Here is a 16,746-nt window from a genome sequence, read left to right on the forward strand (position 1 = left end):
GAGGGAGATGCCCCGGGCCTTCCAGCGACCCAAGTTATGGGCTCGGGCTCTTGTAGGCGAGCGCCTCTATGTGCGCCCACCTTAACGGGAGATTTCCGCTTAGATCTTGCCGACGAGATCGAGCGAAGGTGCCAGCGTGTCGCTGCCTTCTTCCCACGCGGCCGGGCAGACCTGGCCGGGGTTGGCGCGGACGTACTGGGCGGCCTTGATCTTGCGGGCGAGTTCGTTGGCGTTGCGGCCGACGCCTTCGCAGGTCTGTTCCATGATCTGGATCACGCCGTCCGGGTCGACAACGAAGGTCGCACGATCGGCAAGGCCAGCGCCTTCACGCAGCACGTCGAAATTGCGCGCAAGGACGTGGTTCTGGTCGCCGAGGAAGGGGAAGTTCAGCTTGCCGATCTTCTCGCTGGTGTCGTGCCAGGCCTTGTGGCTGAAGTGCGTGTCGGTCGACACGGCGTAGACTTCGACGTCCATTTTCTGGAGCATGTTGTACTGCTCGCCAAGGTCTTCGAGTTCGGTCGGGCAGACAAAGGTGAAGTCGGCCGGATAGAAGAAGAAGACGGCCCACTTGCCCTTCACGTCTTCGTCGGTGACGTCGAAAAAGTCCTTGCCGGCCTGGAAGGCGGTAGCGTTGAACGGCTTGATGGTGCTTCCGATGATACCCATGGTTTTCTCCGTTAATCGGGTTTGAAACTGATGGGCTTCAGATAGGGGCTGTTGCGATGCACAAAAGCGATATGTTGCGATTGCGAGCATCGGAATAATCGATTAACTGCATCGAACTTTCGAAAAGTGCAACGAAGCCTCTGGAGGGTTGCGTTTTTAGCAAGGCTGCCTCGCGCAAATCGTTGACGGGGTGGTTCTCAGTCGAGAAGAAGTGCCAATCGTACACGTCCGGTACCGGAGCGGATCAGCCCGATCTTTCGGGCCGCAGCGGTCGAGAGATCAATGACGCGGTTGCCGTGGAAAGGGCCCCGGTCATTGATGCGAACGACGACTGCTTGACCACTGCGGGGGTTTGTTACGCGGACCTTGCTGCCAAGCGGCAAGAAGCGATGCGCAGCGGTCAGCTGCGAAGGGTCGAACGCCTCCCCGCTGGCAGTAAGGTTTCCAGCCAGTTCGCTACCGTAATAGCTGGCCTCTCCATCGGCCATCGGGCTTTCGGAGGCGGCGGGCTCGGGTTCGGTTGTGGGCCGCTCTGCAATCGTCGTCCGCGGTTCGATGTCGGCTACCTTCTTTGCATCGACACTCGCCAGGCCCTTGCCCAATCTCACGACTTCGGGCGACTGGCTTTCGCTGAATGCGACCCCGCCCAGGGCCAGGCCCAGCGCGGTCACAGCGCCAAGGCCGATAGCCAGGTTCCTGCGTTGCGCCTTCAAGCGCATGAACGCCTTTAATCGTTCACGACGGGAGGGCATTGAATGGGTGTGTTCGGTTGTTTCTTGCGGTCTACTCACGCTGAATAAAGCGGCTGACGCAACGCGATGTTCCGAAGTCGTTCCGCGGCAACGGCTTTCGAGCCAAGGCGGGGTTCGATTCACCCACACTGCGCCCGGTGGAGCAGTTTGTGATCTGCCAGCACCAGCGCCATCATCGCTTCGACCACCGGCGTGCCGCGGATGCCGACGCAGGGATCGTGGCGGCCCTTGGTGCGCACTTCGGTGGCCTTGCCTTCGCGGTCGATGCTGGCGACGGGGGTGAGGATCGAGCTGGTCGGCTTGAAGGCCACGCGGCAAACTACCGGCTGGCCAGTCGAGATCCCGCCTGCGATACCGCCTGCGTGGTTGGCCGCGAACTCGGGGCCGTTCTCGCTGGGCGACATGGCATCGGCGTTCTGTTCGCCGGTCAGGCGTGCCGCGTCGAAGCCGTCGCCGATCTCCACGCCCTTAATGGCGTTGATGCTCATCATGCCGCCCGCCAGGTCGCTGTCGAGCTTGGCATAGACCGGAGCACCCCAGCCAGGGGGAACCCCCGTCGCCACGCATTCGACCACTGCGCCGAGCGAGGAGCCGGCCTTGCGGGCATCATCGACCAGCTTTTCCCAGCGTTTCGCGGCCTCCGCATCGGGGCACCAGAAGGGATTGCGGGCGATTTCGTCGCGGTCGAAATTGGCCGGGTCGATCCGGTCGCCGCCAATTTCCGCGACATAGGCGAGGATGCGTACCTCGCCGATCACCTTGCGCGCCACCGCGCCTGCCGCCACGCGCATCGCCGTTTCGCGCGCGCTCGACCGTCCACCGCCGCGGTAGTCGCGAAAGCCGTATTTCGCGTCATAGGCGTAGTCGGCGTGGCCGGGCCGATAGGTGTTGGCGATCTCCGAATAGTCCTTCGATCGCTGGTCCGTGTTTTCGATCAGCAGGCTGATCGGCGTGCCGGTCGTTTCGCCCTTGAACACGCCCGACAGGATGCGGACCGCGTCCGGTTCCTTGCGCTGGGTGGTGAATTTGTTCTGCCCCGGCTTGCGTGCATCGAGGAAGGGCTGGATGTCGGCCTCGCTCAGCGCGATGCCCGGCGGGCACCCGTCGACCACCGCGCCGATCGCGGGGCCATGGCTTTCGCCCCAGGTAGTGAAGCGAAGCACGCGTCCGAATGTGTTCCAGCTCATGCCCCGTGTCTTAGCGCATCGCGCCCCGCTGTCGAGCGGAGCGCGCGCCAAGATTTTCCTACCCGGCATGAAGGCGGCATGGTGGCGCCATGACCAGACCCCAAGCTTCCGCTCCGGCGATTCCTTCCCCAGGACCGTGTTCCAAGTGTTCCAGCCTGACGGGTCCGCCCCCGTGGTTCACAACTTCGATCCAACACTGGCCAAGCGCGCGGCGTTGGGGCAGGAACAAAACGCGCTCAAGCAGCGCAAGCGGTAGCGCAGAAAGAGACTCATGATTGCAAAGCTGAAGGGCCTGCTCGACGAAACCGGCGCCGACTGGGCGGTGATCGACGTCTCGGGCGTCGGTTATCTCGTCCACTGCTCGACCAAGACGCTCTCCAAGCTGGGCGAGAAGGGCGAGGCCTGCACCGTCTACACCGACCTGCAGGTGTCCGAGAACGACATGCGCCTGCTCGGTTTCGCCGAAGCGGCCGAGCGCGACTGGTTCCGCCTGCTCACGCAGGTGCAGGGCGTGGGTAGCAAGGTCGCACTGGCGATCCTCTCCGCGCTCTCGACCGGCGAGGTGCAGCAGGCCTGCTCCAACGGCGATGCCGCCACGGTGGCGCGCGCGCAAGGCGTGGGGCCGAAGCTGGCCGGACGGATCGTCAACGAGTTGAAGGACAAGGCGGGCGCGCTTCCGGGCGGCGGCGTTGGGGGCGGAACGGCTCCAGCCACACCCGCTGGCGGCGCGAGTGCCGATGCTGTGAGCGCGCTCGAGAACCTCGGCTTCAAGCCCGCCGTAGCTGCGCGCGCAGTGGCGGCAGCGCAGGGCGAACTGGGCGAAGGCGCGAGCGAGGGCGACCTCATCCGCGTCGCGTTGAAGAGGGCAGCGGGATGAAAAGCATGGCATTGAAGCTTGGCCTGATGAGCGCAGCGGCGGCGCTGCTGGCGACTGCGGTGAGCGCGCAGGACATGAGTGCGTTCAAAACCGGTCCGGTATTCGAGGGTTTCGGCCCTCATGCGCCGGTCGAGGGCGTCGAGATGTTCGCGCCCGATGCCGAACTTGCGCACAGTTTCGACGTCGCAGAACCCGCCAAGGACGGCAGCCGCAACCGCGGCTTCGAGAGCGCGGCGCGCTTCATCAACATGCATGTCGGGCATGGCGTGGCCGAAGAGAACATCCGCGTCGCCGTGGTGGTGCATGGCAAGGCGGTCCACGACTTGCTCTCGGCCGAGGGCTGGGCGGCGCACGATCTTGAAGGCGATCACGGCAGCGCTGCCATGGTCCGCGCGATGCTCGACCAGGGCGTGCGCTTCATCGTCTGCGGCCAAAGCGCGGCAGCCTATGGCGTGACCTGGGACGAGTTGATCGAGGGCGTCGAGATGGACCTCTCCGCCATGACCGCCCACGCCAGGCTCCAGCAACGCGGCTACACGGTGAACCCGTTCTGATGGTGGGACTGTGATTTTCGTTCGCGGGATAATGGGCGACATCAAGCTCAACCCAGCGATAAAGCTGTGGGGCGGTCTGGGCTTGTTTCTGCTTGTTGCTGTCGGGGGTCTAGTGTTTCGAGTAGTAGACTACATGGAGAAGGCAGAAGAGTGCGCAGAAAAAGGCGGCGCTTGGACGGGAAGCTTGGTACCAGCGCGTTTGGGGACGTCGATATCCCTATCTGACGCGTGTGTATTCGAGCACGAACAGCCTGGAGAAGAGTGGTGACCGAACCCGTTGCCCTCCATTCGCCCGACCGGCAGCCGGAAGACCCGGATGCGGCGCTGCGGCCCAAGAGCCTCGCCGAGTTCGTCGGGCAGAAGGCGGCGCGCGAGAATTTGCGCGTGTTTATCGAAGCGGCCAAGAACCGCGGCGAGGCTATGGACCATGTGCTGTTCTTCGGACCTCCGGGCCTCGGCAAGACCACGCTGGCGCAGATCGTTTCGAAAGAACTGGGCGTCGGCTTCCGCGCTACCAGCGGACCGGTGATCGCCAAGGCGGGCGACCTTGCCGCGCTGCTCACCAATCTCGAGCCGAACGATGTTCTGTTCATCGACGAGATACACCGGCTCAATCCGGTGGTCGAGGAGGTGCTCTATCCGGCGATGGAAGACCGCGCGCTCGACATCATCATCGGGGAGGGGCCCTCGGCGCGCAGCGTGCGGATCGATCTTCCGCCCTTTACGCTGGTGGGCGCGACAACGCGACAGGGCTTGTTGACCACACCCTTGCGCGACCGTTTCGGCATTCCGGTGCGGCTCAATTTCTACACCGAGGACGAACTTCTCAAGGTGGTTACTCGCGGGGCGGGGCTGCTCGGAATGGGGATCGACGAGGGCGGTGCGCGCGAAATCGCCCGCCGTTCGCGCGGAACCCCGCGTGTCGCCGGGCGCCTGATGCGCCGCGTGCGCGATTTCGCGTCCGTGCTGGGCGAGCCGGTGGTGACCACCAGGGTCGCGGACGAGGCGCTGACCCGGCTGGAGGTCGACAGCCTCGGCCTCGATGCAATGGACCGCCGCTACCTCACCATGATCGCCACCACCTACAAGGGCGGCCCGGTGGGCGTGGAGACGCTGGCAGCGGGCCTCAGCGAACCGCGCGATACGGTGGAGGAAGTGATCGAACCCTATCTGATCCAGCTCGGCCTGATCGCGCGTACCGCGCGTGGGCGGATGCTGAACGATGGCGGCTGGAACCATCTGGGAATGCGACCCCCGCAGGCTTCTCAGCCGCCGCAGCGCGGTTTGTTCGAAGACGACGCCTAGGCGTTTTCGGCCGGTCCCGGACTGCGGCACCAGTCTTCCATCCGGTACCACTGGGTCACGACATATTTGCGCCCGGCTTCGACCGGCATCCCTGCGTGGAGGGTCGCCGGGTTGGGATGACCGTGGCGGTCGACATTGTTCCAGGCGATGAGCAATCCCGGTTCGGGCGCGACGCTCAGGTCAAGCACGGGAAAATCTGTCTCGCCGCCAGCCTCTATCGCGTTGAGGTAGACCATGGCCGACCATGTCCTCTGGCCGCCACGGCGGCGTTCCAACTGCCAGTGCTCGCGTTCGACCCGGAAGAAGTCGCGATGGTGGCGGTATTCCTGCCCGACGTCATAACGCTGGCCCTGAACGGTTTCGGCTTGCCGCCGTTCGAGGCCGAGAAGATCGTCGAGCTTCGCGCCCAGCGCCGCGACTTCAGGCTCCTCGGCGGAGAAATAGTGGGTCTGGCTGGTGCGCGCGCCGGTTCCGGTCGGGTCGGAAAACAGGGGCGAGGGAAGCAGATTGCTTTCGATCAGCTCGATCAGCCGCGTGCATTCCGCTGGCGCGAGGAAGCCCGGCATCAGGAACAGTTCGGCCTTCTTGCCGCCCCGCTCGCTTACGCCGTCGGTTGCGCGCAACCGATCTGCCACCCTCCGGCCAATAGCGGAAAGGCGCGCGGGATCGGCTTTCTCGTCGAACTTTCCGAAGGCGAGGCGGCGGCGCAGCCAGTTCAGCATTGCCGCCGCCCTGTTAGTTTACGAGGCCGCGAGCTTGCGCAGGACGTAGTGGAGGATGCCGCCGTTGCGGTAATACTCCATCTCGTTTGCGGTATCGATGCGGCAGAGTGCGGTGAAGCTGGCCTTGGAGCCGTCTTCATGCGTTACTTCCACTTCAACGTCTTGGCCCGGGGTCAGGTCGGCAAGGCCTTTGATCGTGAAGGTATCGTCCGCGCCGAGGCCCAGGCTCTGGCGGGTGTCGCCATTTTTGAACTGGAGCGGGAGCACGCCCATGCCGATAAGGTTCGAGCGGTGGATACGCTCGTAGCTTTCGACGATGACCGCGCGCACGCCGAGCAGGATGGTGCCCTTGGCGGCCCAGTCACGGCTCGAACCCGTGCCGTATTCCTTGCCTGCGACGACCACCAGCGGCGTGCCGTCTTCCTTGTGCTTCATCGCCGCGTCGTAAATCGGCATCTGCTCACCCTTGTAAGTGGTGATGCCGCCTTCGACGCCCGGGACCATTTCGTTCTTGATGCGGATGTTGGCGAAGGTGCCCCGCATCATGACTTCGTGGTTCCCGCGACGCGAACCGTAGGAGTTGAAGTCCTGCTTCGAAACCTGGTGGTTCTTCAGATATTCGCCTGCGGGGCTGTCTTCCTTGATGGAGCCAGCGGGCGAGATGTGGTCGGTGGTGGTCGAATCGCCGAGGATGGCCAGCGGCTTCGCATCGGTAATGTCGGTGACCGGTGCCGGCTCCATGTCCATGCCTTCGAAGAAGGGCGGGCTGGCGACATAGGTGCTGGTCGGGTTCCAGCGATAGGTGTCGGAGGCCTCGACCTTGATGGACTGCCAGTGCTCGTCGCCCTTGTAGACGTCGGCATAGCGGCTTTCGAACATCTGGCGGTCGATATTGGCCGCGCGGTGCTGGGCGATTTCATCATTGGTCGGCCAAACGTCGGCGAGCATCACGTCGTTGCCCTGCTGGTCCTGGCCTAGCGGGGTTTCGGTGATGTCCTTCGTCACTGTGCCGAGGATGGAATAGGCGACCACCAGCGGCGGCGAGGCGAGGAAGTTGGCGCGCACATCGGGCGACACGCGGCCTTCGAAGTTGCGGTTACCTGAAAGGACCGACGCGGCAACGATATCGTTGCCGTTGATGGCCTTCGAAATCGGCGGAGCGAGCGGGCCGGAGTTTCCGATGCAGGTTGTGCAGCCATAGCCGACGAGATCGAATCCCATGGCATTTAGGTCTTCCTGCAAGCCCGATTTCACGAGGTAGTCGGTGACCACCTGCGAGCCCGGTGCGAGGCTGGTCTTGACCCACGGCTTGGGCTTCAGGCCCTTCTCGTGCGCCTTCTTGGCGACGAGGCCGGCGGCAATAAGCACATCGGGGTTGGAGGTGTTGGTGCAGCTGGTGATGGCCGCGATTACCACGTCGCCGTCGCCGACATCGTGATGCGTGTCTTCCACGTCCACGCGCAGCGGCTGGTCTTTGCCGTAAATCGACTTGAGGTCGGTGTTGAACAGCTCGTCCACCTGCGGCAGCGCGACGCGGTCCTGCGGGCGCTTGGGGCCGGCGAGGCTGGGGACGACCTTCGAAAGGTCGAGGTCGAGCGTCTTGGTGAAGACCGGCTCGTTTTCCGGCGTGAACCACATGCCCTGTTCTTTCGAATAGGCTTCGACCAGCGCGATGGTTTCTTCATCGCGGCCCGTGAGGCGCATGTATTCGAGCGTCTTGTCGTCGATGCCGAAGAAGCCGCAGGTCGCGCCATATTCGGGGGCCATGTTGGCGATCGTCGCACGGTCGGCCAGGGTCAGGTTGGCAACGCCTTCGCCGTAGAATTCGACGAAGCGGCCGACCACACCGACTTCGCGCAGCATCTGGACGCAGGTCAAGACGAGGTCAGTGGCGGTCACGCCTTCCGCCATTGCGCCGGTCAGCTTGAAGCCGACGACTTCGGGAATGAGCATCGAGATCGGCTGGCCGAGCATGGCCGCTTCGGCTTCGATACCGCCGACACCCCAGCCAAGAACGCCCAGACCGTTGATCATGGTCGTGTGGCTATCGGTGCCGACGCAGGTGTCCGGGTAGGCGACGGTCATGCCGTCAGGGCCTTCGGAATTCCACACGCCCTTGCCGATGTATTCCAGGTTCACCTGGTGGCAGATACCGGTGCCCGGGGGCACGGCGGAGAAGTTCCTGAAGCTCTTGGAACCCCATTTGAGGAAGTCGTACCGCTCGGCGTTACGAGCGTATTCGAGTTCGACGTTCTTCTCAAAGGCCTTGGGGTGGCCGAATTCGTCGACCATGACCGAGTGGTCGATCACGAGGTTCACGGGAACCTGCGGGTTGATCTTGGCGGTATCGCCGCCGAGCTTGGAAATCGCGTCGCGCATGGCGGCGAGGTCGACCACGCAGGGCACGCCGGTGAAGTCCTGCAACAGCACGCGCGCCGGGCGGTACTGGATTTCCTTGCCGGTGGCCGGATTTTTCTGCCAGTCGGCAATCGCCTGCACATCGTCGGTCGAGACAGTGAAACCGCCGTCCTCGAACCGTAGCATGTTCTCGAGAAGGACCTTCAGGCTGAACGGGAGCCTGGACACATCGCCGATCTTCTCGGCCGCCTTGGCGAAGGAATAATAGGCGTAATCCTTGCCGTTCACCGTGAGGGTTGAACGAGTTCCGAGCGTGTCCTGGCCGACCTGGGTCATGCGGGGCGTTTTCCTTTCGAGTGTGGGTTCGTCACCTGACCAATGGGCAGGGCGGTGAAATGTGCCGCGCCTGTGCGCCGGACAATGCAAAAAATCAAGGGTCGCCGCCCCTCAGAAACGCTTCATCGGGAACCAGAAAAGCTCTTCATCGGTTATTAAGGCACAATCTGGGCAATCGTTGTGCACGGCCAGGACGCCGGAAGCGCGCGGCCCACATGAGGAGTTTGTTATATGAGTGCCCTGTTGGACGCGACCGATACGTCGCGCCGAACCCTGCGTGTCGCTGTCATCACTGCCGCCCTCGGCGTGGCAGGCATGTTCACCGCCGCAGCGACTTTCGCTGCCGACGAGGCGCAGGCAGAGGAAACGCCGTCGCAAATCGCATCGGTGGAGCGCTAGAGCGAGCTTTGCTCCGGCCGCTTCTTTCGGGTGGCCACCCAGCATCCCATCACGATGAGCACCGCACCCATGATGGTCGCGGCGCTCACGCCTTCGCCGAAATAGAGCCAGCCGAACAGCGAAGCCCAGAGAAAGCCGGTGTATTCGATCGGCACGAGCCGCTGCGTTTCGGCGCGTGCATAGGCCCAGGCGAGGAACAGCGCCGCTCCCACGGCGAGCAGCGCTCCTGCGCCGATCTCCAGCCACGCGCGCCCTTCCGGCCAGACGAGCAGGAAGGGGGCGCCTCCGAGCAGGACCAGCGTGACGACACCGTTCTGGAACGTGGTGACCTCGGCCGGTCTGGACACGAGCGCCTGCTGGCGTTGCAGGACGAGGTTCCATGCATAGAGCAGCGCCGACAGCCCGATAAGCAGTAGGCCCACCGTCGCGTCCTCCGTGAGTTTCTCGCGCCCGATCCTTCCGCCGATGATGACTACCACGCCCGTGAGGCCGAGCAGGGCCGCAAACACCGCGCGGCGTTCGACCCGTTCGCCCAGCAGGAGAGCGGCGAGATAAAGCGCGATGAGCGGGGCTACGAAACTGATCGCGATCGCCTCGGCTAGCGGCAGTCGCACAAGCGAGGCGAAAAAGGTCCAGCCCATGAACGCGACGACAACCCCGCGGATGATGTGGACGCGCAAGACCGCCTTGCCGGGCATCCGCCCTCCGCGCAGCCACCAGATCGGCGCGATGACGAGGAAGCCGATAGCGCAGCGCAGCAGGTAGGCGCTGTAGGCGCCCACGGCGATGCTTGCGCTTTTCATGACGGCGTCCATTGCGGAAAACAGGGCGATCCCCGCCATGGTGGCCAGGATAGGCCGGATCGAATGATCGGGGTTGCGCATCATCGCTGCCCTAGTGCGCTTTGCCTCATGCGTCACCCGGTTCAGCGGTGGGTAAGCCTCGATACTCGATTGTAGGGACAGGTATAGTATAGATAGCGCCGGGAACGCGGTTCGATTATCGCGCTCGATATTTACTGGTGGGCCCAATGAAACGACTGACGACCATGACCGGAACCGCACTTGTTGCGGTCCTCCTCGCTGCTTCGGCCGGTGCGCGGGAAGCTGCGCCGGAGAGCCTGTTGCCGCAGCCCAAGCCGGCGACTGCTCCCGCATCGCCGCCCGAGCCCGCGCCGGCTCCGGCTCCGGCGAAAGGCCAGACGGTCGATGAGGCATTTGGCGATATCCGGATGTCGAGCGGGGAGATCGTGCAGGAAATCCCCTCGCTGGAAGGCGTGTGGACCGTGGCGCAGGCGCAGGAATTGCTCGACTTCATTCCGGGGATGAAGGCGGAAGGACTCAACCCATCGGACTACCGGGTCGAAGCGCTGACCGCCGCCATTGCCGCAGGCGAAGGCGAAAAGCTAAGCAAGCTGGCCAGCGAGATTTTCGTCTGGCTGGTCGAGGACCTGCGCGACGGCCGCACGCCGATGGATTCGCGCCGCCAGTGGTTCGTCGTCGATCCCGATGCGGACCGCCTGCCGACGTGGAAGCTGCTCGAAGACGCGCTGGCGAGCGGAGACATTGCCGCCACGCTGACCTCGCTCAATCCCAAGCATCCCGATTACGCCGCCCTGCGCGCGGAACTGGCAACCGCGACCGATCCGGCGCGCATCAAGCTGATCCGTGCGAATATGGATCGCTGGCGCTGGCTGCCACAGGATCTGGGGCGCCAGTACCTCGTCACCAATGTGCCCGAATATATGCTCCGGCTGACGGTCAACGGCCGGATCATCAAGAGCTACCGCACCATCGTAGGCAAGCCGGGCCGCACGGCGACCCCGCAGCTGGCCGAAATGGTCGAGGCTGTCATCTTCAATCCCACCTGGACCGTGCCGCAATCGATCGTGGTCGGCGAAGGGCTGGGCAACAAGGTACTGAATAACCCGGGCTGGGCGCGCAACGCCGGCTACAAGGCGACCAAGGGCGCCAATGGCTGGATTACTGTTGTCCAGCAGCCCGGACCGACCAATTCGCTCGGCCTGATGAAACTCGACATGCCCAACGAGCACGCCATCTTTCTCCACGACACGCCCAGCCGTCACCTTTTCAACCAGGACGCGCGCGCGTTGAGCCATGGCTGCATCCGCGTGAAGGGCGCGCGCGAACTGGCGATGACCATGTCCATGCTCGGCAACGCAAGCAACCGTGCCGATATTCCCGCGATCCAGGAGGAAGTCTCCGAGATCACCATGAGCGGCGAATACACGCGCTACGAAATGAAGAAGCAGTGGCCGGTCTACATCACCTACTTCACCATGGCGACCGATGTGAATGGCGAGATGAAGACCTTCAGGGACATTTACGACCGCGACAAGCCGGTGCTCGCAGCGCTCGATGCACCGCGTCAGGAAAACCGTGCGCGGGAAACCAGCGAAGAAGCGGTCGAAATCATCGACGACATGCAGACGAGCTAGACGATCGCTCCGTCGGCCTGTCAGAAGACTCCGGGGTTGGTCCGCTCGAAGGTCCCACCACCCGGGCCACGGAGCAATTCCGTCTGGGTGACCGGCGGCGCGACGCGGCTGCCGTCTTCGGCGAGGCCAAGGCTTTCCGCATAGAGCAGGCGACCGCCCGACAGCTTCAGCAGCACCGCGTCGAACTGGTCGGGCCCAAGCGCGAAACAGCCGTTGGAGCGCCCGAGGCGGCCCCAGCGGTCGATATGTTCGGGCCGCGCGTATTCGGCCTGGTGCATGACGATGGCGCGCGGCAGGGCCATATCGTTGGTCGGGTCGAGCCCGTCGAGGCGGATCGAGGTGCCGTAGAGGCCCGTGTACCAGCTGCGCGTCATATAGGCGCCGCGGCTGGTTGCCTCGCTGCCTTCGATGTTGGAATAGCGTTTGAGCCAGCCGTCATGTTCGCTGTCCGAACCGGTCCCGTGGCTGACGTGATAGCTTTCGACCCGCTCGTTCACGAGGTCGACGAAGTGGAAGCGGCGCCGCGAGGAATGCAGGCCGAAGTCGGCGATCCCGACGATGTCCCTCTTCCAGATGCCATCACCGACCCGGGCCAGCTGCTCGCGCGCGATGCCGATCAGCTGGGCGTCGCGGCTGGCCGTCGGGCGCGCCTGCGCAAACACCTGTGCCGGCGCGAGCGTGGCGACGCTGGCGGCGAGGGAGGTCTTGAGAAGGTCGCGGCGGTTCATATCGTCCTATCCTATAGCATGGCCATTGCTACCGATAGCTGAACGCGCGAATTGGGCGTTCGTTCTGGCGCATGTCACCATCGAACGGGCGTGCCGCGCGCCGATTTCCCGCGGATCGGCGCCATATCCGCCACCCAGCGAGCTGGCGAGAGGCGCTCCGCGCGAGCGAACCGCCTGCACGACATAGGCGTCGCGGCGGTCCAGCCCCTCGTCGCTGAGATTTATGCGCCCAAGCCTGTCATCGCCATGGACGTCGACTCCGGCCTGATAGAGCACGAGGTCGGGATCGAAGCTTGCCAGCACTTGAGGCAGATGCCGGTCGAGCGCGTCGAGATAGCCATCATCGTCGATCCCGTCGGCCAGCGGCACGTCGAGGCTGGAGCGGGCCTTGCGGACCGGGAAGTTCTTCTCGGCGTGGAGCGAGAGCGTGAAGACATCGTCGCGCGTCGCCGTCAGGCTGGCCGTGCCGTCACCCTGATGCACGTCGAGATCGACGATGAGGATGCGCTCCGCATCGCCCTCGGCGATCAGGCGGTTGGCGGCGACGGCGAGGTCGTTGAACACGCAATAGCCCGCCCCGGTGTCGAACAGCGCATGGTGGCTACCGGCGGCCGAATTGGCAGCATAGCCATGGGGGCGCGCCAGCTGGGCGGCGAGCCATGTGCCGCCGTTGGTGTGCTGAACCCGCTGCGCGATATGCGGGGTGACGGGGAAGCCGATGCGCCGCTCCTTCGCTTGGGGGACACTGGCGGTGAAGACCTCGTCGACGTAATCGGGGCAGTGCACCGCCTCCAGCCAGCGGCGCGGCATCGGCGGCGGGGCATGTTCGCTCAGCGGATAGCCGCTGGCCCTCAACGCCTCCATCACCGCCATGTATTTGTCGAACCGGAAAGTCCCGCGCGTGGGCGCAGGCGCCATGTAATCCGCGTGGTGAACGACGTGGAGCATCAGCTTGGTTCTATCGGCCGCCCGTTGATCAGCGGACCCTTGCCTTGTTTCACGACAATGGGTGGAGCGGCACTGCGACCAGCACTCCTGCCGCCGGCGGTGAGGAGCCACACGAGGAGGCGCTTCAGTTTCTCGCCCGCGAGCACGGCGACCAGCGGCGCGAAAAGGAACACGACAAAGGCCTCGGCCTCGCGGTATTCGCGCATCAGGTGGAGGCCGGCCACCAGCCCGGCAAGCGGCGGGAGGCCGATCATGACCAGCGTCGGCAACGTGCCGAGGGCCTGTGCGAACTGCCCCGGCCTCTCGCGGCCCATCCAGGCAAGCACGGCATGGATGACCGCGAGGAGGATGATCGCGCCGAACCACAGCAACAAGGCCTCGCGCCAGTAGGGCGAGAGCGAGCGCAGGAAGGCTTCGGCCATCATGGGTCAGCCGGCCAGTGCGGCGAGTTCTTCGTAGATCGCATCCTCGCTGCGGCTGGCGGCGTTGCGCCAGCTGGTCGCGGTCTTGGCGTTGAGAAGGGTGCCGAAAGGCGAGAGGACGAGCACATTGGGGGTGCCGGGCAGGTCCTCGAGGCCGAAGCGCGCGGCGATGTCGAGGTTATGCCCGTCGCCCGTCTGCGGCATGCCGACGTTGACGAAGACCAGTTCGTATTCGCGCTCGAGCAGTTCGGCAAAGCGCGGGGTCTCGAACAGGCCCGCCAGCGCGCGGCTGTCGTGCCACCAGTTGGCCCCCATCACCAGCATGACCTTTTTGCCATTCGCCAGAGCGCGCTCGAGTGCGGCATCAACTTCGGTCGTCGCATCGCGCGACGTATCATAGGCGCGCGCTTCGGGGTGATGGTCCCCCGCGGTCCTCGGCGCCGACATGGCGCAAGCAGCAAGCGAAAGCGCGGCAGCGAGCGCCATTGCGATGCGCTTCACTCGGCCGCCTCCGCGTGCGGGTCGAAGGCGATCTCTTCGCCGGCTTCAATAGCGGCGGCCTTTTCCTCGACGAGGCGGACGATGTGGTCGAGCATGTCCGCGCTTTCGATGTGGTGGTCCTTCACGCCGGAAAGATAGACCATGTGCTTGCCCGAACCGCCACCGGTGAGGCCGATATCGGTCTCGCGCGCTTCGCCGGGGCCGTTGACCACGCAGCCGAGGACCGAGAGGCTCATCGGCGTCTTGATATGTTCAAGGCGCTTTTCCAGCGTTTCCACCGTGCGAATGACATCGAAACCCTGGCGCGAACAGCTGGGGCAGGAGACGACGCGCACGCCGCGGGTGCGCAGGCCGAGCGCCTTCAGCATTTCGAAGCCAACCTTCACTTCCTGCTCCGGCTCGGCGGACAGGCTCACGCGAATGGTGTCGCCGATGCCCGCCCACAGCAGGCTGCCGATGCCGATCGAACTCTTCACCGTGCCGCCGATCAGGCCGCCCGCCTCGGTGATGCCGAGATGCAGCGGGCAGTCCACCGCCTCGGCAAGGCCGTGATAGGCCGCCACGGCGAGGAACACGTCACTGGCTTTCACCGCGACCTTGTATTCGTGGAAATCATGGTCCTGCAGCAGCTTGATATGATCGAGCGCGCTTTCGATCAGCGCTTCGGGACAAGGCTCGCCGTATTTCTCCAGCAGGTCCTTTTCGAGGCTGCCTGCGTTCACGCCGATGCGGATCGCGCAGCCGTTGGCCTTGGCCGCGCGCACGACTTCGGCGACGCGTTCGCTGCTGCCGATATTGCCCGGATTGATGCGCAGGCAGGCCGCGCCCTTGTCGGCGGCTTCGAGCGCGCGCTTGTAGTGAAAGTGGATGTCCGCGACGATCGGCACATTGGCCGCGCGCGTGATCTGGTCGAAATTCGCGGTCGATTCCTCGGTCGGGCAGGACACGCGAATGATGTCCGCGCCCACGTCCTCGCAGCGGCGGATCTGGTCGATCGTCGCGCCCACATCCTCGGTGGGCGTGTTGGTCATGGTCTGCACCGAGATCGGCGCATCGCCGCCGACAGGGACATTGCCGATCATGATCTGGCGGGACGGACGGCGCTCGATATCGCGCCAGGGACGTACGGAAGACATGGGCGCGATATAGAGCGCCTAATGTGAAGGGGCAATGACGCGCCGTGCGGCGTGGATCAGAAGCGCGCGCCCAGCGAAAAGGCGAGCACGTCGGCGTCGCCGCTGCTGTTGGAGCGGATGCGGGCGTCGATGGCGGCCGGCGTGCCTTCGAAGAAAGTATCGGTGCGGTCGATCGGCTCGCTCTTCACAAAGACATGCGCATAGGCGAGGCTGGCGGAGAAGCGGTCGTTGATATCGTAGCTCGCGCCGACCGACAGCCAGGTGCGGTCGCCATCGGGCACGCGCGTCGAACGAAACTCGTCGGTGATCGGCGAGGCGTCGAACATGGTGCCGGCGCGCAGGGTCAGCCGCTCGTTCACATCGTATTCGGCACCCAACGCCATGGAATAGGTGTCGCGATAGAACTGCTCGTTCACCTGCGGCTCGACGCCCTCGGGCTCGACGCGGATTTCGTCGAAATTGCTCCAGTTGTACCAGCGCCAGGTGCCGTAGACGCGCCACGGCGTGTCGGTGCCGAAGAGGACGCTGACCGTGGCGATGTCGGGGGTCGAAAGCGGCGCGGCGGCAGGCGTGGTGACGTTGTTCTCGGCCAGCAGGCCGGTGAGGCCGGAGAGGTCGAATTCGCCTTCCAGATCGTGATCGATGGCCGAACGGTAGTGCGCGCCGATGCGCACCGGATCGAAAGTGGCGGTGAAGCCGGCGTTCCAGCCGACCGAGATATCGTCACCGGTAATGCGCAATTCGGCATCGGGGTCGGCCGGATCGGGGTTCGGCACGGCGTTGGCCAGTTCGACTTTGATATACTGGATGTCCACTCCGGCGCCGATCGAGAAATTGTCGGATATCTTGTAAGCGACGCTCGGTTGGGCGTTCAGTGTGAAGAGATCCGAGGTGACGGAATCGTAACGGCCGAAGAAGTCCTCGTCGTAATCGACGACGACGCCGAAGGGGCTGTTCACGCCAAGGCCGACCCACAAGCTGTCAGTGACCTGCGCGCTGGCGTAGATCGAGGGCACGACCAGCGGCTGGGCGAATGGACTGCCGCCGTCGCTGCCGGTTACGGGCAGGGTGGCGGGCAGGCCGGGCACGCTGCGCGTTGTGCCGGCGTCGGACTGGCGCGCGGTGACGAAGAGCGCCTGCGCGTTGGCCTCCACCTGGATGCCTTCGAGCTCGGTCATGCCGGCGGGATTGAAGAAGATCGTCGCCGGACTGTCGGCGGCCACCGCATTGCCCGAATAGGCTCGTCCCGCCTCTTTGGTCGATTGCTCCTGGATGTAGAAGCCGCCCGCATGGGCGGGGCTTGCGAGGACCATGCCGAGGCCGATGGCGAGGGCGGACGAAGCGGTTTTGGATGGGGGCGTCATGGGCGAGGAACGCGCCAGCCGCGCGAGTGGTTT

General features: G+C 64.5%; 18 protein-coding genes. 6 read left to right on the top strand and 12 right to left on the bottom strand.

The window, feature by feature from the left end:
• Nucleotides 1-99 precede the first annotated feature (99 nt).
• From ahpC to aroC, 3 genes are all read right to left on the bottom strand, one after another.
• Nucleotides 100-666 (bottom strand): alkyl hydroperoxide reductase subunit C, encoded by a 567-nt coding sequence (ahpC, locus tag ED21_RS06715; protein WP_006833099.1) that lies wholly within the window; start codon nucleotides 664-666, stop codon nucleotides 100-102.
• A 197-nt stretch (nucleotides 667-863) separates the two neighbouring features.
• The gene (locus ED21_RS06720; protein WP_006833100.1) at nucleotides 864-1,385 is read right to left on the bottom strand and encodes a septal ring lytic transglycosylase RlpA family protein; all 522 of its coding nucleotides are present in this window, start codon (nucleotides 1,383-1,385) and stop codon (nucleotides 864-866) included.
• Between the two features lie 152 nt (nucleotides 1,386-1,537).
• The gene (gene aroC / locus ED21_RS06725) at nucleotides 1,538-2,605 is read right to left on the bottom strand and encodes a chorismate synthase (protein ID WP_006833101.1); all 1,068 of its coding nucleotides are present in this window, start codon (nucleotides 2,603-2,605) and stop codon (nucleotides 1,538-1,540) included.
• On the opposite strand from aroC, the gene ED21_RS06730 reads away from it, so the two are divergent.
• The 4 genes from ED21_RS06730 (at nucleotide 2,604) to ruvB (ending at nucleotide 5,341) form a co-directional block, all read left to right on the top strand.
• On the top strand, nucleotides 2,604-2,861 hold the full coding sequence (locus ED21_RS06730; protein ID WP_006833102.1) for a hypothetical protein: 258 nt from the start codon (nucleotides 2,604-2,606) through the stop codon (nucleotides 2,859-2,861). The genes aroC and ED21_RS06730 overlap by 2 nt on opposite strands.
• A gap of 15 nt (nucleotides 2,862-2,876) precedes the next feature.
• Nucleotides 2,877-3,482 (top strand): Holliday junction branch migration protein RuvA, encoded by a 606-nt coding sequence (gene ruvA, locus ED21_RS06735; protein ID WP_006833103.1) that lies wholly within the window; start codon nucleotides 2,877-2,879, stop codon nucleotides 3,480-3,482.
• A 5-nt stretch (nucleotides 3,483-3,487) separates the two neighbouring features.
• On the top strand, nucleotides 3,488-4,036 hold the full coding sequence (locus ED21_RS06740; RefSeq protein WP_034921837.1) for a DsrE family protein: 549 nt from the start codon (nucleotides 3,488-3,490) through the stop codon (nucleotides 4,034-4,036).
• A gap of 264 nt (nucleotides 4,037-4,300) precedes the next feature.
• Nucleotides 4,301-5,341 (top strand): Holliday junction branch migration DNA helicase RuvB, encoded by a 1,041-nt coding sequence (ruvB, locus tag ED21_RS06750; protein ID WP_034921840.1) that lies wholly within the window; start codon nucleotides 4,301-4,303, stop codon nucleotides 5,339-5,341.
• On the opposite strand, the gene ED21_RS06755 is transcribed toward ruvB, so the two are convergent.
• Both ED21_RS06755 and acnA read right to left on the bottom strand, forming a co-directional pair.
• Nucleotides 5,338-6,063, bottom strand: coding sequence for a 2OG-Fe(II) oxygenase (locus ED21_RS06755; RefSeq protein ID WP_006833107.1), 726 nt, complete (start codon nucleotides 6,061-6,063; stop codon nucleotides 5,338-5,340). The two genes, ruvB and ED21_RS06755, sit on opposite strands and share 4 nt — an antisense overlap.
• A gap of 18 nt (nucleotides 6,064-6,081) precedes the next feature.
• A complete protein-coding gene (gene acnA, locus ED21_RS06760; RefSeq protein ID WP_006833108.1) occupies nucleotides 6,082-8,757 on the bottom strand; it encodes an aconitate hydratase AcnA in 2,676 nt (891 codons plus the stop codon).
• 231 nt (nucleotides 8,758-8,988) lie between these two features.
• On the opposite strand from acnA, the gene ED21_RS15345 reads away from it, so the two are divergent.
• The gene (locus ED21_RS15345; RefSeq protein ID WP_006833109.1) at nucleotides 8,989-9,156 is read left to right on the top strand and encodes a hypothetical protein; all 168 of its coding nucleotides are present in this window, start codon (nucleotides 8,989-8,991) and stop codon (nucleotides 9,154-9,156) included.
• On the opposite strand, the gene ED21_RS06765 is transcribed toward ED21_RS15345, so the two are convergent.
• The gene (locus ED21_RS06765; protein WP_006833110.1) at nucleotides 9,153-10,043 is read right to left on the bottom strand and encodes a DMT family transporter; all 891 of its coding nucleotides are present in this window, start codon (nucleotides 10,041-10,043) and stop codon (nucleotides 9,153-9,155) included. The genes ED21_RS15345 and ED21_RS06765 overlap by 4 nt on opposite strands.
• A 161-nt stretch (nucleotides 10,044-10,204) precedes the next feature.
• Between ED21_RS06765 and ED21_RS06770 the strand changes: the two genes are divergently transcribed.
• Complete coding sequence (locus ED21_RS06770; protein ID WP_156787369.1) at nucleotides 10,205-11,614, top strand: L,D-transpeptidase family protein; 1,410 nt, start codon at nucleotides 10,205-10,207, stop codon at nucleotides 11,612-11,614.
• Nucleotides 11,615-11,634: 20 nt separating this feature from the next.
• Here the strand turns inward: ED21_RS06770 and ED21_RS06775 are convergent, their stop codons facing one another.
• Genes ED21_RS06775 through ED21_RS06800 form a run of 6 tightly spaced genes read right to left on the bottom strand, consistent with a single transcriptional unit; the run spans nucleotide 11,635 to nucleotide 16,713 of the window.
• On the bottom strand, nucleotides 11,635-12,342 hold the full coding sequence (locus ED21_RS06775; protein WP_006833112.1) for a murein L,D-transpeptidase catalytic domain-containing protein: 708 nt from the start codon (nucleotides 12,340-12,342) through the stop codon (nucleotides 11,635-11,637).
• Between the two features lie 6 nt (nucleotides 12,343-12,348).
• Nucleotides 12,349-13,290 carry a histone deacetylase gene (locus tag ED21_RS06780; protein WP_006833113.1) on the bottom strand — a complete coding sequence of 314 codons (942 nt, stop codon included), beginning with the start codon at nucleotides 13,288-13,290 and terminating at the stop codon, nucleotides 12,349-12,351.
• Nucleotides 13,290-13,715 carry a hypothetical protein gene (locus ED21_RS06785; protein WP_006833114.1) on the bottom strand — a complete coding sequence of 142 codons (426 nt, stop codon included), beginning with the start codon at nucleotides 13,713-13,715 and terminating at the stop codon, nucleotides 13,290-13,292. Before ED21_RS06785 ends, ED21_RS06780 begins: the two co-directional genes overlap by 1 nt.
• Before the next feature lie 3 nt (nucleotides 13,716-13,718).
• Nucleotides 13,719-14,213, bottom strand: coding sequence for a thioredoxin family protein (locus ED21_RS06790; protein ID WP_006833115.1), 495 nt, complete (start codon nucleotides 14,211-14,213; stop codon nucleotides 13,719-13,721).
• A complete protein-coding gene (ispG, locus tag ED21_RS06795) occupies nucleotides 14,210-15,349 on the bottom strand; it encodes a flavodoxin-dependent (E)-4-hydroxy-3-methylbut-2-enyl-diphosphate synthase (protein ID WP_006833116.1) in 1,140 nt (379 codons plus the stop codon). Before ispG ends, ED21_RS06790 begins: the two co-directional genes overlap by 4 nt.
• A gap of 56 nt (nucleotides 15,350-15,405) precedes the next feature.
• Nucleotides 15,406-16,713 carry an OmpP1/FadL family transporter gene (locus ED21_RS06800; RefSeq protein ID WP_006833117.1) on the bottom strand — a complete coding sequence of 436 codons (1,308 nt, stop codon included), beginning with the start codon at nucleotides 16,711-16,713 and terminating at the stop codon, nucleotides 15,406-15,408.
• Nucleotides 16,714-16,746: the final 33 nt, after the last annotated feature.

Origin of the sequence: Erythrobacter sp. SD-21 (assembly GCF_000181515.1) — a bacterium.
GTDB lineage: Bacteria > Pseudomonadota > Alphaproteobacteria > Sphingomonadales > Sphingomonadaceae > Qipengyuania.

Coding starts and splice junctions, on each gene's coding strand:
- ahpC (WP_006833099.1), bottom strand. CDS start 666: ATGGGTATCATCGGAAGCACCATCAAGCCGTTCAACGCTACCGCCTTC.
- ED21_RS06720 (WP_006833100.1), bottom strand. CDS start 1,385: ATGCGCTTGAAGGCGCAACGCAGGAACCTGGCTATCGGCCTTGGCGCT.
- ED21_RS06730 (WP_006833102.1), top strand. CDS start 2,604: ATGCCCCGTGTCTTAGCGCATCGCGCCCCGCTGTCGAGCGGAGCGCGC.
- aroC (WP_006833101.1), bottom strand. CDS start 2,605: ATGAGCTGGAACACATTCGGACGCGTGCTTCGCTTCACTACCTGGGGC.
- ruvA (WP_006833103.1), top strand. CDS start 2,877: ATGATTGCAAAGCTGAAGGGCCTGCTCGACGAAACCGGCGCCGACTGG.
- ED21_RS06740 (WP_034921837.1), top strand. CDS start 3,488: ATGGCATTGAAGCTTGGCCTGATGAGCGCAGCGGCGGCGCTGCTGGCG.
- ED21_RS06755 (WP_006833107.1), bottom strand. CDS start 6,063: ATGCTGAACTGGCTGCGCCGCCGCCTCGCCTTCGGAAAGTTCGACGAG.
- acnA (WP_006833108.1), bottom strand. CDS start 8,757: ATGACCCAGGTCGGCCAGGACACGCTCGGAACTCGTTCAACCCTCACG.
- ED21_RS15345 (WP_006833109.1), top strand. CDS start 8,989: ATGAGTGCCCTGTTGGACGCGACCGATACGTCGCGCCGAACCCTGCGT.
- ED21_RS06765 (WP_006833110.1), bottom strand. CDS start 10,043: ATGATGCGCAACCCCGATCATTCGATCCGGCCTATCCTGGCCACCATG.
- ED21_RS06770 (WP_156787369.1), top strand. CDS start 10,205: ATGACCGGAACCGCACTTGTTGCGGTCCTCCTCGCTGCTTCGGCCGGT.
- ED21_RS06775 (WP_006833112.1), bottom strand. CDS start 12,342: ATGAACCGCCGCGACCTTCTCAAGACCTCCCTCGCCGCCAGCGTCGCC.
- ED21_RS06780 (WP_006833113.1), bottom strand. CDS start 13,290: ATGCTCCACGTCGTTCACCACGCGGATTACATGGCGCCTGCGCCCACG.
- ED21_RS06785 (WP_006833114.1), bottom strand. CDS start 13,715: ATGATGGCCGAAGCCTTCCTGCGCTCGCTCTCGCCCTACTGGCGCGAG.
- ispG (WP_006833116.1), bottom strand. CDS start 15,349: ATGTCTTCCGTACGTCCCTGGCGCGATATCGAGCGCCGTCCGTCCCGC.
- ED21_RS06800 (WP_006833117.1), bottom strand. CDS start 16,713: ATGACGCCCCCATCCAAAACCGCTTCGTCCGCCCTCGCCATCGGCCTC.